Genomic DNA, 14,600 nt, shown 5'->3' with positions numbered 1-14,600 from the left:
CGATCATGGATGAGACGCCTTTCGGCGACGACGATACGCTGCATGAGGAATGCGGCGTTTTCGGCATTTTCAATCGCACCGACGCGGCGGCCCTCGTCACGCTCGGCCTGCATGCGCTGCAGCACCGCGGCCAGGAGGCGGCGGGCATCGTCTCCTATGACGGCACGCAGTTCCACGTCGAGCGCCATGCCGGCCTGATCGGCGACACCTTCACCCGCCAGGCGGTGCTGGAGCGCCTGCCCGGCGGGTCGGCGATCGGCCACACGCGCTACGCCACGACCGGCGGCGGCGGCCTGAGAAACGTCCAGCCGTTCTTCGCCGAACTGTCCGCCGGCGGCTTCGCCGTCGCGCACAACGGCAACATCACCAATGCCTTGACCGTCCAGCGCGAGCTGCAGCGCCGCGGCTCGATCTTCTCCTCGACCTCAGACACCGAGACGATCCTGCATCTCGTCGCGACCAGCGCCGCACGGCTGTTCGTCGACAAGGTGGTCGACGCTCTGTCGCGGCTGGAAGGCGCCTTCTCGCTGGTCGGCCTCTCCGCGACGTCGATGATCGGCGTGCGCGACCCGCTCGGCATCCGGCCGCTGGTGCTCGGCGAGCTCGAGGGCTCGCCGATCCTCGCCTCGGAGACCTGCGCGCTCGACATCATCGGTGCCGACTTCGTGCGCGACATCGAGCCGGGGGAGATGGTGATCGTGACGGCGGACGGGATCGAATCGATCTTCCCGTTCCAGGCCCGGCGTCCGCGTTTCTGCATCTTCGAATATGTCTATTTCGCCCGGCCGGACTCCACCGTCGAGGGCCGCAACGTCTACGACATCCGCAAGAAGATCGGCATGGAGCTCGCCCGCGAGAGCCATACCGAGGCCGACATCGTCGTGCCGGTGCCCGATTCCGGCGTGCCGGCGGCGATCGGGTATGCGCAGGAGGCCCGGCTTCCCTTCGAGCTCGGCATCATCCGCAACCACTATGTCGGGCGCACCTTCATCCAGCCGACCGACGCGATCCGCCACATGGGCGTGAAGCTGAAGCACAACGCCAATCGCAAGGCGCTGGAAGGCAAGCGTGTCGTCCTCGTCGACGATTCGATCGTGCGCGGCACCACCAGCCAGAAGATCGTGCAGATGGTGCGCGAGGCCGGCGCCGCCGAAGTGCACATGCGCATCGCCTCGCCCCCGACCCGGGCGAGCTGTTTCTACGGCGTCGACACGCCGGAGAAAGCCAAGCTGCTCGCGTCCCGAATGACGGTCGAGGAGATGGCCGACTTCATCCAGGTGAATTCGCTCGCGTTCCTGTCGATCGACGGGCTCTACCGCGCCGTCGACGAGCCCTCGCGCAACAAGATGATGCCGCAGTTCTGCGATGCCTGCTTCACCGGCGACTATCCGACCTCGCTGACCGACCAGGAAGGCGCAGGCGCCGACAACGTCCGGCAGCTGTCGCTGCTCGGCGGCGCCGGCTGAGCGGAAAGCCGCGGATCGAATTGCATCTCCAACGGGTTGGGTGGGACGGATGACGCAGCGCCTGAAGGACAAGATCGCCCTGGTGACGGGCGCGTCGCGCGGCATCGGCTATCAGATCGCCAAGCAGCTGGCGGCCGAAGGCGCACATGTCATCGCCCTCGCCCGCACCGTCGGCGGCCTGGAAGAGCTCGACGACGAGATCAAGTCGGCCGGCGGCTCGGCGACGCTCGTCCCGCTCGACCTCACCGACGGCAGCGGCATCGACCGGCTGGGCGGCGCGATCCACGAGCGCTGGGGCCGGCTCGACGTCTTCGTCGCCAATGCCGGCATGCTCGGCGTCCTATCGCCGATCGGCCATATCGAGGCGAAGACCTTCGCGCTGACGATGGAAGTCAACGTCAACGCCACCTGGCGGCTGATCCGCTCGGTCGACCCGCTGCTGCGCAAATCCGAGGCCGGCCGCGGCATCGTCATGTCGTCGGGCGCCGCCCATTCGGCCAAGGCCTATTGGGGCCTCTACGCCGCGACCAAGGCCGCCTGCGAGGCGCTGGTGCGCTCTTGGGCCAACGAGACGATGAACACGCCGCTGCGGGTGAACTCGGTGAACCCCGGCGCCACGCGGACCGCGATGCGCAAGCTGGCCATGCCGGGCGAGGATCCGAAGACGCTGCCGACCGCCCGCGAGGTCGCGGCGAAGATCGTGCCACTCGCCTTTTCCGACGTCACCGAGACGGGCAAGCTCTTCGACGTGCGGCAGAACCGCTTCCTGGACTACCGCGACCCGGCCTGAGCCTGAGTGCCGGCCGCGTCAGCCGGGGATGCCGGTCGGCAGCCCGTCCATGCTGAGGGCGTTCTTCTCGCGTCGGTAGTCAGCGAGCCCCTCCTCCCCCTTCGACGCCGCCCAGCGGTCCAGCGTATCGCGCTCGCCGACATGCTCGAACAGCGGCACGCCGAAGCCGCAGGAGGTCTGGACGAGGTCGATGTCGAGAAAGACGATCTGCCGCGCGCCGGTCGGCGCCGCCGCGCCGTAGTGCTGACGGATGAAGTCGTCGAATTCGCGCGTGCCAAGGACGGCCGACCGCCCGCGGCCGTAGAGCCTCAGGATCGAGGGCGCGCCCTCGAAGGCGCAGAACATGATGGTCAGCCGGCCGTCGGCCAGAAGGTGCGCCGCGGTCTCGCTGCCGCTGCCGGTGAGGTCGCAATAGGCGACGGCGTTCGGGCCAAGGATGTGGAAATGGGTCGTCGGCCGGGGCGAGAGGTTGATGCGTGTCCCGGCGGCCGCCGAGGCGGTGAAGAAGATGTGCTGCCGGGCGATGAAGGCGCGACGGGCATCGTCGATCTCGGCATACTGCTTGGCCATCGCTTCCGCTTCCGGTGAGGATCCGCCGCCATCCTGACGGCCGCGCCGAGTCGCCGCAAGCGGCCTCAGAGGGTCTGGGGCGACTCGCTCACTCGATCCCGCGCGGCCCGGCGCCGGAAGGCCCGCACCGAAAAGACGATCGAGACGAGGTAGGCGATCATGGTGAAGGTCAGCGTCACCCAGAAGAAGCTGAGCAGCACCGCGACATAGAGCACCAGCGCCATGATGATCGGGATCGCCGTGTCGCGCGGCACGCGGATGCCGATCCCCTTGCCGGACCAGGTCGGCAGCCGGCTCGCCATCAGCAGTCCGACCAGCACGAGGTAGACGCTGGTGACCCCCGCGGTGATCTCCGGCAGGCCCACGTCGAGGCCCGAAAAACTGAGATAGGTCGGAAACAGGGCGAGCGCCGCGCCGGCCGGCGCGGGGACGCCGACGAAGAAGGCGGTATGCCATTTCGGCCGGTTCGGATCGTCCAGCATGGTGTTGAACCGCGCAAGGCGCAGCGCGCAGCCGGTCGCGTAGAGCAGCGCGGCGATCCAGCCGAAGGAGCCCGCCTCGTGCAGCGAATAGGCGTAGAGGACGAGCCCCGGCGCGATGCCGAAATTGACGATGTCGGCGAGGGAGTCCATCTCCGCGCCGAAGCGGCTCTGGCCCTTGAGCATCCGGGCGACACGCCCGTCTATGCCGTCGAGGACGGCTGCCCCCAGCACCATCATCACGGCGAGTTCGAAGCGTCCCTCGAAGGCGAGGCGGACGCCGGTCATGCCGGCGCAGATCGCCAGGATGGTGATGAGGTTGGGGACGATCCGCCGGAACGGGATGCGCCGCTGATGGGGCGTGTCCGACCCCTCCGGCTCGAACGGCGGAAACGGCGATTCGAGGCCCATCAGTCGCGCCTCGAAGGCCAGGTGGCGAGATGGTCGCCGAACTCGGCGATGACCGTCTCGCCGGCGATCGCCGTCTGACCCTCGGCGACGCGCGGGCGCGCCCCATCCGGCAGGTAGACATCGAGCCGCGAGCCGAAGCGGATCAGGCCGAAACGCTCGCCCGCCTCGACCCGGTCTTCCGCCCGGTTCCAGCAGATGATCCGGCGCGCGACGAGGCCGGCGATCTGCACCACGCCGATCTCGCCCTGCGGCCCGTCGATGACGAGGGCATTGCGCTCGTTGACCTCGCTCGCCTTGTCGAGTTCGGCGTTCTTGAACTCGCCCTCGCGGTAGACGATCCGGGCGATGCGGCCGCGCATCGGGGCGCGATTGATGTGGCAGTCGAAGACGGTCATGAAGACCGAAATCCGCAGCATCGGATCGGTTCCGAGCTCCAATTCCGGCGGCGGCACGACATGGCCGACGAGCGACACCCGCCCGTCCGCGGGACTGACCACGAGATGATCGGCCACCGGCGTCACCCGCTCCGGGTCGCGGAAGAAATAGGCGCACCATGCGGTCAGGATGAGGCCGATCCAGAACAGCGGCTGCCAGAAGAAGCCGAGCACGACCGCGATGACGAAGAAGGCGGCGATGAAGGGGTAACCGGCGCGGTGCACGGGCGCCAGGACGTTCCGGATGGAGGCGAAGATATGCACTTTGGTCGGTTTCCTCGAACTGCTGTCTCTGGTCCACTCGCCAAAGCGGCCGGAGCCCTATGTCGTTACGCCGACTGTGACAGGCAATGCGGCAGGGCGAAAGGCCGCCCCGGCCGCGGCCCCGCCTCTGTCTGCGCAACTTGTGGCGAGAGGCGGGCGGGAGGCCGAACTCAGGCCTCCTGCGGTCGCCGCCGCTCGATGACGCCCATCTCGTCGGCCTCCCGGGCGCGGCGCAGCGCCTCCTCCGCCTCGGTCGCCTCGCGCTGCATCGCCCACATCTCGGCATAGAGGCCGTTCGCCTCGAGCAGCTCGCGATGCGAGCCGCGCTCGACGATCTCGCCGGCCTTCAGGACCAGGATCTCGTCGGCGCTGATGATGGTCGACAGCCGGTGCGCGATGGTCAGCGTCGTGCGCTCGCGCGAGACGAGGTCGAGTGCCGACTGGATGTCCTGCTCGGTATGGGTGTCGAGCGCCGAGGTCGCCTCGTCGAGGACGAGGATCGGCGGCGCCTTGAGGATGGTGCGGGCGATCGCGACGCGCTGCTTCTCGCCGCCGGACAGCTTCAGCCCGCGCTCGCCGACCATGGCGGAGAAGCCGTCCGGCAGGTCGCGGATAAAGCCGGCGATCTGGGCGAGTTCGGCCGCCCGCTCCACCTCCGCGTCGCTGGCGTCGGGGCGGCCGTAGCGGATGTTGTAGGCGATGGTGTCGTTGAACAGGACAGTGTCCTGCGGGACGATGCCGATGGCCGCGCGCACCGATTCCTGCCGCACGCCGGAGATGTCCTGGTCGTCGATCAGAATGCGGCCGCCCTGCACGTCGTAGAAGCGGAATAGCAGGCGCGAGATGGTCGACTTGCCGGCGCCGGACGGGCCGACGATCGCCACCGACTTGCCCGGCGGCACCTCGAAGGAGACGCCCTTGAGGATCTGCCGGTTCGCATCATAGCCGAAGCGCACGTCCTCGAAGCGGATCGCGCCGTCGGTGACGATCAGCGCCGGCGCGCCCGGCCGGTCCTTCACCTCCGCCTCCACATCGAGCAGCGAGAACATCTCCTCGATGTCGGTGAGGCCCTGGCGGATCTCGCGATAGACGAAGCCGATGAAGTTCAGCGGCACGGAAAGCTGCATCAGCATGGCGTTGATGAAGACGAAGTCGCCGAGCGTCTGCGTGCCGGCGCGCACTTCGAGCGCCGACATCACCATGGTGATCGCCATGCCGGCGCCGAAGATCACGCCCTGGCCGAAGTTCAGCCAGCCGAGCGAGGTCCAGATCTTGGTCGCGGCGACCTCGTATCGTGCCATCGAGCGATCGAAGCGCTCGGCCTCCATCGACTCGTTACCGAAGTATTTCACGGTCTCGAAGTTCAGCAGCGAGTCGATCGCCTTGGTGTTGGCGTCGGTGTCGGAGGAGTTCATCTCGCGGCGGATGCCGATGCGCCAGTCGCTCGCCTTGATGGTGAACCAGCCGTAGAGCCAGACCGTGGCGGCGATCACCAGGAGATAGAGAAGCCCATAGGTGACGCCGAAGATCACCGCCACCAGCGCGAATTCGAGGATCGTCGGCAGCGTGTTGAGCAGCGTGAAGCGGACGATCGCCTCGATGCCCTTCACGCCGCGCTCGATGATGCGCGACAGCCCGCCGGTGCGCCGCTCCAGATGGAAGCGCAGCGACAGGCGGTGCATATGGGTGAAGGTGCGGTAGGCCAGCTTGCGCACCGCATGCTGGCCAACGCTTGCGAACAGCGCGTCGCGCAGCTGGTTGAGACCGACCGAGACGACGCGGGCGAAGTTGTAGGCGATCACCAGCGTGATCGCGCCGGTGAGGATCAGCGGCAGCCAGCTCGTCGCATTGCCTTCGCCCGTCAGCGCGTTCGTCGCCCACTTGTAGAAGTACGGGACGCCGACGGTGAGCAGCTTCGCCAACACCAGGAACACGGTCGCGTAGGTCACGCGCCATCGAAGGTCCGGCCGATCGGACGGCCACATATAGGGCCAGAGATTCGCCAGGGTCGACAGCGTCGCACCGCTGTCGCCCGAGACACGACTGGTCTTGGATTTGGCCAAGCTCTTCCTTCCCTCGAGGCGGCGCCGCTCTCGGGGCACCGTCTCCATCGTCTCGTTCGTCCGTCGTTTAAACGACGAAGGCCGCGCTGTCGCGGCCTCGCCTCATCGAGGTGCTCGGTCGCCGCCTGTCCATGCGGCGGGTCTGCCGTCAGTCTGCGGCCGTCGGCCTGCCGTCACCGGAGGCCGCCGAACCTGCCGGCTGGTCGTCCGGCATGCGGAACACCTGGCCCGGATAGATCAGATCCGGGTTGCGGATCTGGTCGCCATTGGCAAGGTAGATCACCGTGTAGCGGCGGCCATCGCCATACGTATCGCGGGAGATCCGCCACAGCGTGTCGCCCTTGCGGATGATCACCCGCCCTTTTGCGGTCGCCAGCGGCGCCTGCATCCGGGTTGGCACGCCCTCCTCCGCACCGGCGCCGTTGGCGCCGGAAGGGGCCGCAGCGGCGGCAGGGTCCTGCGTTGCCGCGGGGCCGGCGGCCGAGGGATCGGCGACAGCGACGGTCGACGGCTGAGCATTCCGCTGCTCCTGCCCGGCCGCACCGGCAGACGCCCGCTGCGAGGAAACCGCAGGAGACGCCGCAACGCCCGTCGCCGCTTGACCATCCGTCCCTCTCTCGGCCTGCACCGCACCGGCTGGCTGTGCCGGGCCCGCGGCCCCGGTCGGCGCGGCGGACGGCGATGATGTCTCGGCTCCCGGCCGAGCGTCGGCGCGCGGAGGCTGCTCAGCACCGGGGCGGATCGACGGCGGCGATCCTTTCACCACCCGATCGCGCGCGCCCGAGGCCTCGTCCGCTGCTCGCGGCGGGGACGCGGCGCCGCCGCCGGTACCCGGCTCTTCGGAAGCAGTGGCGGGGCCGGGTGCGGCCAACGTCCGTCCCCCGGCGGGCTTCGACGGCGGCGCGATCGCGGCCACCTCGGCACCCTCCGGCCGATGAAACGGCACCTCGACGCGCGCGGCAACGCCACCGTCCGGCTTCATCTGGTCGGCGCGCACGAGATGGTCGCCGACCGTCATCCGGTCGTCCGAGGACACGAGGAAGCGCTTGTCGGCACTGGCCTTGCTGGCGGCGAGGAAGGCGTTGTCGACATAGACGCGCACGGTCGAGCCGGGGTCGGCGGCGCCGGCGACATAGACGCGGCCGGCGTCGATCTCCACCGCCTCGACCCGCAGCAGCGGCACGGTGGCCTCCGTCGCCGGCTTTCCGGCCGAAGCGGCACCGGAGGCGTCGCGGGGCAGCATCACCGTTCCATCGCCGGCCGTTGCCGGTGCCGATGAAGACCTGGCAGGGCCCGATGCTGCCGGCACCTCGGCCGTCGTCGTCTGCGCCGCGGGAGACTTGGTCGTCGGCAGGTCGAGCGCCTGCGCAGCCGTCTTGGCGCTCGCGCCGGACGCCGCGCCGGTCTCGCGCGCCTTCGGCACTTCGACCAGCGTCGGCGCCGCGTTCGGGCGGTCGATCATCGCCAGGAGGTCGCCCGGATCACCCGCCTTCGGCACGCTCACGATCGCGGCTTCGTCGGAGACAGCGGTCTTGCCGTGATCGTCGGAGTGGATCCGGATCTCGTGATCGCCTGGCTTCAGCGGCTGGTCCAGCACAATGGCGAAATCGCCGTCGGCATTCGCCCGATCGCTGCCCAGCGTCTCGCCCCCGGCGCCGTCGCGCAGCATCACCGAGGCGCCCGGCGCCGAGCGGCCGGCGATGACGGTGGAGCCATCCGGCTCTACCCGCAAGAGATCGAAGTGCGGCTTGTCGGCGGCGTTCGGGCCGGCGGCAGCCGGCAGCGAAGCCGAGGCAGGGCCTGCCGCGGCGGCCGCGGTCTTTCCGGCTGCGCCGCCGTCCGTCCGTTCCGTCGCAGGCAGCGACGACGCCCCTGCGGAGGCCGCCCCGCGGTCGTGCCGGTCCGGGGCAGCCGGAAGGGCCGCGACGTCTTTGGGCTTCGAAACCGACGGCTCTTCGGACGCCGCACGCGGCAGATCCGCGACCGCGGGCGCCGCTCCGGTGGCGGGTACGGCGGGATTTCCTGCATTCGTCTGCTGAGTCGAAGGCTCGGCCTGTCCGTCGGACGCGACCGAGCGAGGCGCCGGCGTCGGCGGCAGGGCGTCGACGGCCCGCGCCGTTTCCCGCCCGCGCGCGCCCGCGCCTTCCGAAGCCCCGGTGTCTGTCCTGGATGCGTCAGCCGAGGCGGCAGAGTTTCGAGGTGCCTCCGAGGCCTTCCCGCCGGAAGCCGCGACTGCCCCCGGCTTGCCGGCAGCATCCGTCCCGGAAGAAGCCGCCGCCTGCCCCGACGGAGCCCCCACAGTCGGCGTCCCGTCGGCAGACCCGGCCTTCGTTTCCGCCGTGCCCGCATCCGCGGCCGCACCGCCTTGCGGGGCGGCGACGCCCGGCACCGCGGCGCCCTCGCCCGCCCCGGTCGCGGCGGCGTGGCCGGACTCCTGACCGGCGCGATTCCCCTTGCCGGAAGCCACCGCGCCGGCGTCAGCGCCCTGCCCCGATGCGCCCGTGCCGGCCGGTCGCGCCGGACCGTCGGTCGGGGTCGACAGCTGCGTCACGTCGGCCCCGCCTGCGTCGTTCCGGGCGATCCGGAGCTTTTCGCTGCTCAGCATGTCCCAATAGCCGGCGGCGATCGCCACCAGCACGAACAGACAGGACAGGACGACAGCGAGGGCTCTGCGTGGCATGGATCGACTCGACAGGGACGGCGCCGCTTCCGTCGGATTGATATTTCGTAAATGACCGCCGAGCTTTAGCCAAGCGCACCGTTTCCCACAAGCGAGGCCAATCTTCGGGATGATCGGCAGGGTAAACGGCGTCTACAGCGCGCCCTGCCGAGCGTTCTGCCCCGACGCCCCGAATCCCCGCGAAGCGAGCCGAGGCCCTGCAGCCCGGTCGGGCGGCAGCCTCGGCCGACGCTGATGCGGCCGGCAGTACCCGCGTTTCGTGCGGAACGACGGGAACCGAGCGGCCGCTCGCCACCGGCCATGCCGGAGGCCTTCGCGCGGCTGTGGACGAGGCGGATGAACCGCCACCGTCGAGCGGCCGGAAAGCATTGACAGGCCTTACCGCCCGGTCCTATATCGCGCCCGTCCTTCCCGCCACGAGCGGGCCGGGGCGGAGTAGCTCAGTTGGTTAGAGCAGCGGAATCATAATCCGCGTGTCGGGGGTTCAAGTCCCTCCTCCGCTACCATCGAACCCCTTATACCGCAGGGCTTTCAGACGCTTGGTTGTCGCGAGACGACGCGAAGCAGCCGAGTTAGACAATTATGGTCCCGGCTTGCTCCGCTTCAGCGGGTCGAACTTGAGCGTCGCGGCCGTCATCCGCGTGCGCTTGTTCGCCTCGGCCGAGTAGTGCCGCGCCATCGTCACCGTCTTCTGGCCCAGCGCGATCGCGATGTCCTCGTCGCTCGCCCCGTCCTCTTTCAGGAGCGCGCCGACGGTGTGCCGCAGTCCGTGGAAGGTCAGGCCGGAGCCGACCTTCCCCTCGTCCTTCAGCTTGCCGATCATCTTGAAGAACGAGGCGCGGAAGCCGTTCGCCGTCCATGGCGTGCCGCGGGACGTGACGCACAGCGTCATCGGCTCCGGCGCCGGCTCGCCCTTCTTGGCTCGCGCCTCGCGCCTTTGGCGGAAGACTTCCGTCGTCTCGTCGATGATCCGCGCCAGCTCCGAGTGCAGCGGCCAGGCGACCTCGACGTCGGCCTTGTTCGTGCGCGCGACCAGCCAGCCGTCCTGAACGGCATTGCGCGGCAGCACCATCACGTCGCCCTCGCGCAGGCCGGCAAACATGGCGAGCGCGATCGGCAGCCGCAGCTCAGGCGTTGCCGCCGCCATAACGGCTTCGCGTTCGTGCGGCTTCCAGGCGCGGTTCACCTTCGGCGCGCCCTTTATGCGGGGGATCAGCCGGACGCCCTTGGCGGGGTTCTGCTTGATCTTGCCGCGCTCGGCCGCGCCGGCGAGCACGACCGAGAGCACCACAATCACCCGGTTCGCGAAGGTCCGCTTCTTCTTCGCATAGGTCTTGTCGCGCAGCCCCGCGATGAAGGCGCTGTCGATCGTCGCCAGCGGCATGCGACCGAGCGGCTCGAGATAGGCGAGGATCTTCTCGTAATCCGATCGCGTGCGCGGGGCGAGCTGCGTCCAACGGTGATGCGACTTGTAGAGCTCGATCGCCGCGCCGAGCGTGCCGTCCATGACGGCCGGGCGCCCCTTCGCCTTCTCCTCGGCGACGCGCAGCTCCTCGAAGAACTCGGCCGATCCGAACGGCGCCATCAGGCGCGTGCCGGTTGCCCGGCGATAGCAGTATGTCTCGCCCTTGGAGGTGTACCGCTTGAGCCTTTGACCGTGACGGTGCTGGGGCCGCGATTCTTCATCAGTCCATCACTCCAAGCCATTCGTCACCGGTCATATTGGCGGTGCTCTTGGTCTGTCCGTCAACCCACTGGTCGAGAGCCTTACGATCCCACCGGATCATGTCGCCGAGCTTGATCGGCGCGACGGGCATCTGGCGTTTGAACCAAGAAAGGGACACGCCGAGATATTCCGCCGCCTGGTGGGCGTTCAGCATGCGCCGCTCCGGCAGCGCGAGGCGCGTGCGTTCGGGCCCTCCTGCCTTGCTTGATGCCGGCCGGCCGTTGCCGTAGGAATTCGCTTCGGGAATGCCGACCTCCACGCTTTCCTCGCCGCCGCCGCTCGGGGAGCTCCGTCTCCGGGCGGCGGTTTGCGTTCCGGGCTTCGTCATCGGGCGATCCTCCGATTGCGAAATTCGGTCTGGTACAGCTCGCGCGCCTCGTCGGGCGTGATCGGCTGGCCGTGCTTGCCGTGCTCGGCCGTCAGGATCCGGGCGATCTCCGGCGGGTCCTTGCCGGCGAAGCACAGTTCGAGGGTGCGAGCGCCGAGGCTGAGGGTGGTAAGGGCGCTCATTCGGTCGCCGCCCAATCTTCCCGCATGCGGCGCGTTCGCCGGCATCTTCCGGGGACGAACTGCGGGACGGATCGCTTAAAGCCCGGCCGCTCGGTGCCGCGGTTGTTGATCGTCACCACGATTCCGTTTTCGATGACCAGGACGTGCCGATCCCGCTTGATTTTCAGCGCCCCGACCGGCGGCAAGACCGCCCGGAGCCGGTCGGGCAGGATCTCGGTGCGGATCGCGTCCATGGTCACGCTCAAGCCAGCGACAGACGGCGTGGGCTGAAACGAAGGGGTTCATTCGGAGTCCCTCCCGATCGGCGTCGGCCCGCGCCACGTCGGCTCCGGCGCGAACACCATCCAGCACTCAGGGCTTTCAGGGTCGCCCGGCGTCCAGATCACGCCTCGCGGCTCAAGGCCCTCGACAACGCGCCGGCGCAGCTCGCTGCGCGTCATCGCCTGATGCAGGACACGCGAGCGGGGCGTGCTGAAACCGCGATGGCGGGGAGAACCGGCGACGGACATGCGCCCAGCAGAAGGCAAGCCGCACCTGCCCCTTTTGGCGAGCGTCTTGTAGCCGCCATCCGCGGCTTCATGGTCACGAACGCCGCCGCCTATGACGGAGCGCAGCTCTCGCACGTCCTCGACCGCTCCAACACCGGCTCCAGGTCTGGGCAGGTGAGACAGGCCCGTGACGGTCGAACGCTTATCGGTCGGCGAAGAACGAGGAATGGCTGGAGAAGAACGGCTACGTCTCGGACATCCACCGCCGGAAGCCGAACGGGCGACCGATGAGCGAGAGGACGTCACGGGCCAATGGCCGACGCTCGCGGATCCGCTCGGCGATCGAGCATGTCTTCGCCCGCCAGAAGGGCCCGATGGCGCGGTTCGTCCGCACCATCGGCATCGTGCGCGCCGAGATGAAGATCGGCATGGCGAACCTTGCCTACAACCTCACGCGCCTGGTCTGGCAACAGGGGCGACGTGCGCCCGCCTGACGGCGGAATCTGCCTCGAGAGAACGCCCCGGCAGCCTCGGTGCTCCAAAAATCACCTCGACCGGCACCTCGGCGGCGCACGGCAGCAGTATCCGTCCTACTCGGGCCGGAAAGCCGGGTTCTTCGAGGTGTCCAGCTGCGTCAGATCCGGACAAACGCCAGCGTGCACGTCGGGCAGACGGGCATGAGAGTGCCCGGCACGGCTTCACCGCGCTCCTCTGCCCCGCATCATGATCCAGATCGTACGCAACGAGATGAACATGTCGAGCCAGGGCGAAAAATACTTGATATAGTAGAAGTCGTAGTGGAGCTTGCCGAGCACATCGTGCATCTCCACCACATGTCCCTGATTCACCTGCGCCCAGCCTGTGATGCCCGGTCGCACGACGTGCCGATAGCGGTAGAAGGGAAGTTCGCCCTCGTACCATCGCGACAGAGGCAGGGCCTCCGGCCGGGGGCCGATCCAGCTCATCTCCCCGCGCAGGACATTGAGCAGCTGCGGGATCTCGTCGATCCGCGAGCGGCGCAAAAGCCGTCCGAGCCGGGTGATCCTCGGATCAGCATTCGTCGTCATCGCCGCCGTCCGGGCACCGTCCGGCGAAGCTTGCTCCGCCATCGTCTTTCCGTCGATCATCGTGCGGAACTTGAAGACGGTGAAGACACGGCCGCGATAGCCGACGCGCTGCTGGCGGAAAAAGACCGGCCCCTTCGAATCGAGCCGGATAGCGATACCAACCACGGCCGCGAGGACCAAAAAGAATGGCATGAGCGCTGCGGCGGCGAGAACATCCACCACCGCTTTGACCTTGCGATAGCCGCCACCAGGATCCAGCGACCCGAAGCTGTTTTCGGACAGGTGCTCGATCTCAACGCGGCCCGTCAGCATCTCCGCTGCGTGCTTGACGTGATAGGCCGGACGCCCCTGCAGCACCCAGTCCGCGATGAAGCTCTCCCACGCCGGCGGCAGGTCGGCCCGGAAGTCGGCGACAAGCCCGTCAACGGGCGACCGCGGAGGCGCCGGCTCCTCCAGCACGACGATTTCCCGAGCCGGAAGGCTGAGGAGGCGGCGAACGTCCCCGATCGGCACCACGGCAAAGGCCGGGCGCGCCGTCTGCCTGGCAGATGCCATTCCCGCGAAGAACCAGACGATGCAGATCGCGAAGCTGAGGACGAAAAGCGACCGCGCGTAGTCGAGCCGGAAGATGAAGAAGGCGACGAGCACGAAGCCATAGGTCGCGGCGAAGCAGGGCATGACGTAGCCGGCCGCCCTGATCCCGGGGAACCGCGTCACTTCCCTCAGAAGCGTGTTGCCAAGAACGAGCGCAAAGGCGGTACCGGCTATTGTATTCCAAGCGCTCCCGAAGGCGGGGGTTCCCGGCTCACCGCCGTACCGCACCAGGACTGGCAGGACGACAGCGAGCAGAAATCCTGTCACGAACCTGGCGTTCGGGTTGCGAAGCAAATGCCCCAGGCTCTTCGAAGGAACAGCACTCCGTCGCAGCTTGGGATCAGCCAATGTCACAATCCGGCCCTAGGGCCTGCCTTTTCGTCGCAACTAGGTAAGTCATCGGCCACCGAAGAAGCCACAGACGGTTCCAGTGCTATAACACGCGACGCGGGTTCGCCGAGCCAGTACCAGCCGTGGCAAGAAATTTGTCCGCCAAGAAGCCGCCTCCTACAGACCGCACAGCCAGTTTTCGAAGCTGTTGCCGACGCGCCCCCGATTACGGGAAATCTCCCGATGTGCTCAGCGTCGTCTGCCGCCCTCCCACCGACCACACCGGCAAGGGCGCTTCGTCTGGAGCGCGATCCGATACAGCTTCGCCCGTTTCATGACAAGACGAGTCCCTCTTGTCCAGCCGTCGAGAGAACCGACGATGGTCGTGTCCCGGGGACGTCTCCGTCAACGTGTTGGAAGTTCGGGTGTAACTGAAGCGGCTCGGTTTTAGGCGGCTGCGGTGGAAATCCGTATTGTCTCTGGCTTGGTGCCGGTGGCCATGAGTTCGGCCATGGGCTCGGTCTGCATGTAGCGGTTCTGCGTCTGCCATTCGTCGTTGGCCTCAAGGAGGACGGCGCCGATGAGGCGGATGATGGAACCCTCGTTCGGGAATATGCCGACGACATCGGCGCGCCGCTTCACCTCCTTGTTCAGGCGCTCCAGGGAATTGGTCGAACGGATCCGCGTCCGGTGCTGGCTGGGGAAGTCCAGATGCGCCAGGGCGGCGG

The 14,600-nt window shown here is 68.2% G+C and carries 12 protein-coding genes, 1 tRNA gene and 2 pseudogenes; 4 read left to right on the top strand and 11 right to left on the bottom strand.

Annotated elements, in window-relative coordinates; genetic code table 11:
• Positions 1–5 precede the first annotated feature (5 nt).
• A complete protein-coding gene (gene purF / locus AB5S17_RS01635; protein WP_369235449.1) occupies positions 6–1,466 on the top strand; it encodes an amidophosphoribosyltransferase in 1,461 nt (486 codons plus the stop codon).
• 49 nt (positions 1,467–1,515) lie between these two features.
• A complete protein-coding gene (locus tag AB5S17_RS01630; RefSeq protein ID WP_369235447.1) occupies positions 1,516–2,256 on the top strand; it encodes an SDR family NAD(P)-dependent oxidoreductase in 741 nt (246 codons plus the stop codon).
• A gap of 18 nt (positions 2,257–2,274) precedes the next feature.
• Here AB5S17_RS01630 and AB5S17_RS01625 read toward each other — a convergent pair whose 3' ends face one another.
• From AB5S17_RS01625 to AB5S17_RS01605, 5 genes and pseudogenes are all read right to left on the bottom strand, one after another.
• Positions 2,275–2,826, bottom strand: coding sequence for a pyridoxamine 5'-phosphate oxidase family protein (locus tag AB5S17_RS01625; RefSeq protein WP_369235445.1), 552 nt, complete (start codon positions 2,824–2,826; stop codon positions 2,275–2,277).
• 65 nt (positions 2,827–2,891) lie between these two features.
• A complete protein-coding gene (locus AB5S17_RS01620; RefSeq protein ID WP_369235443.1) occupies positions 2,892–3,716 on the bottom strand; it encodes a phosphatidylcholine/phosphatidylserine synthase in 825 nt (274 codons plus the stop codon).
• Positions 3,716–4,417: pseudogene (locus tag AB5S17_RS01615) on the bottom strand (phosphatidylserine decarboxylase); the annotation flags it as partial. The gene AB5S17_RS01620 and the pseudogene AB5S17_RS01615, both read right to left, overlap by 1 nt.
• A gap of 167 nt (positions 4,418–4,584) precedes the next feature.
• Positions 4,585–6,399 (bottom strand): ABC transporter ATP-binding protein/permease, encoded by a 1,815-nt coding sequence (locus AB5S17_RS01610; RefSeq protein WP_369236108.1) that lies wholly within the window; start codon positions 6,397–6,399, stop codon positions 4,585–4,587.
• 226 nt (positions 6,400–6,625) lie between these two features.
• Positions 6,626–8,209: a LysM peptidoglycan-binding domain-containing protein gene (locus tag AB5S17_RS01605; protein ID WP_369235441.1), complete on the bottom strand. Its 1,584-nt coding sequence runs from the start codon at positions 8,207–8,209 to the stop codon at positions 6,626–6,628.
• Positions 8,210–9,586: 1,377 nt separating this feature from the next.
• Between AB5S17_RS01605 and AB5S17_RS01600 the strand changes: the two genes are divergently transcribed.
• Positions 9,587–9,663, top strand: a tRNA-Met gene (locus AB5S17_RS01600).
• Between the two features lie 74 nt (positions 9,664–9,737).
• On the opposite strand, the gene AB5S17_RS01595 is transcribed toward AB5S17_RS01600, so the two are convergent.
• The 4 genes from AB5S17_RS01595 to AB5S17_RS01580 all read right to left on the bottom strand — a co-directional run bounded on the left by AB5S17_RS01595 (position 9,738) and on the right by AB5S17_RS01580 (position 11,626).
• Positions 9,738–10,742 carry a tyrosine-type recombinase/integrase gene (locus AB5S17_RS01595; RefSeq protein WP_369235439.1) on the bottom strand — a complete coding sequence of 335 codons (1,005 nt, stop codon included), beginning with the start codon at positions 10,740–10,742 and terminating at the stop codon, positions 9,738–9,740.
• Between the two features lie 100 nt (positions 10,743–10,842).
• Positions 10,843–11,211 carry a helix-turn-helix transcriptional regulator gene (locus tag AB5S17_RS01590; protein WP_369235437.1) on the bottom strand — a complete coding sequence of 123 codons (369 nt, stop codon included), beginning with the start codon at positions 11,209–11,211 and terminating at the stop codon, positions 10,843–10,845.
• On the bottom strand, positions 11,208–11,393 hold the full coding sequence (locus tag AB5S17_RS01585; RefSeq protein ID WP_369235435.1) for a hypothetical protein: 186 nt from the start codon (positions 11,391–11,393) through the stop codon (positions 11,208–11,210). Before AB5S17_RS01585 ends, AB5S17_RS01590 begins: the two co-directional genes overlap by 4 nt.
• On the bottom strand, positions 11,390–11,626 hold the full coding sequence (locus AB5S17_RS01580) for a hypothetical protein (protein ID WP_369235433.1): 237 nt from the start codon (positions 11,624–11,626) through the stop codon (positions 11,390–11,392). The genes AB5S17_RS01585 and AB5S17_RS01580 overlap by 4 nt, the downstream gene beginning before the upstream one ends.
• Positions 11,627–12,111: 485 nt before the next feature.
• On the opposite strand from AB5S17_RS01580, the gene AB5S17_RS01575 reads away from it, so the two are divergent.
• A complete protein-coding gene (locus AB5S17_RS01575) occupies positions 12,112–12,375 on the top strand; it encodes a hypothetical protein (protein ID WP_369236106.1) in 264 nt (87 codons plus the stop codon).
• A gap of 204 nt (positions 12,376–12,579) precedes the next feature.
• Here the strand turns inward: AB5S17_RS01575 and AB5S17_RS01570 are convergent, their stop codons facing one another.
• On the bottom strand, positions 12,580–13,809 hold the full coding sequence (locus tag AB5S17_RS01570; protein WP_369235431.1) for a sugar transferase: 1,230 nt from the start codon (positions 13,807–13,809) through the stop codon (positions 12,580–12,582).
• Positions 13,810–14,319: 510 nt separating this feature from the next.
• A pseudogene (locus AB5S17_RS01565) lies at positions 14,320–14,592 on the bottom strand (transposase); the annotation flags it as partial.
• Between the last annotated feature and the right edge of the window lie 8 nt (positions 14,593–14,600).

This window comes from Jiella sp. M17.18, from assembly GCF_041027365.1.
In the GTDB taxonomy this organism is placed as follows: Bacteria; Pseudomonadota; Alphaproteobacteria; order Rhizobiales; family Rhizobiaceae; genus VKMB-3413.
This window is presented reverse-complemented; position numbering and strand designations above follow the sequence as displayed.

What these genes read in the sequence shown, in the direction of transcription:
- AB5S17_RS01625 (WP_369235445.1), bottom strand. Translation starts at nt 2,826, where the DNA reads ATGGCCAAGCAGTATGCCGAGATCGACGATGCCCGTCGCGCCTTCATC.
- AB5S17_RS01590 (WP_369235437.1), bottom strand. Translation starts at nt 11,211, where the DNA reads ATGACGAAGCCCGGAACGCAAACCGCCGCCCGGAGACGGAGCTCCCCG.
- AB5S17_RS01620 (WP_369235443.1), bottom strand. Translation starts at nt 3,716, where the DNA reads ATGGGCCTCGAATCGCCGTTTCCGCCGTTCGAGCCGGAGGGGTCGGAC.
- AB5S17_RS01630 (WP_369235447.1), top strand. Translation starts at nt 1,516, where the DNA reads ATGACGCAGCGCCTGAAGGACAAGATCGCCCTGGTGACGGGCGCGTCG.
- AB5S17_RS01585 (WP_369235435.1), bottom strand. Translation starts at nt 11,393, where the DNA reads ATGAGCGCCCTTACCACCCTCAGCCTCGGCGCTCGCACCCTCGAACTG.
- AB5S17_RS01580 (WP_369235433.1), bottom strand. Translation starts at nt 11,626, where the DNA reads ATGGACGCGATCCGCACCGAGATCCTGCCCGACCGGCTCCGGGCGGTC.
- AB5S17_RS01595 (WP_369235439.1), bottom strand. Translation starts at nt 10,742, where the DNA reads ATGGCGCCGTTCGGATCGGCCGAGTTCTTCGAGGAGCTGCGCGTCGCC.
- AB5S17_RS01610 (WP_369236108.1), bottom strand. Translation starts at nt 6,399, where the DNA reads ATGTGGCCGTCCGATCGGCCGGACCTTCGATGGCGCGTGACCTACGCG.
- purF (WP_369235449.1), top strand. Translation starts at nt 6, where the DNA reads ATGGATGAGACGCCTTTCGGCGACGACGATACGCTGCATGAGGAATGC.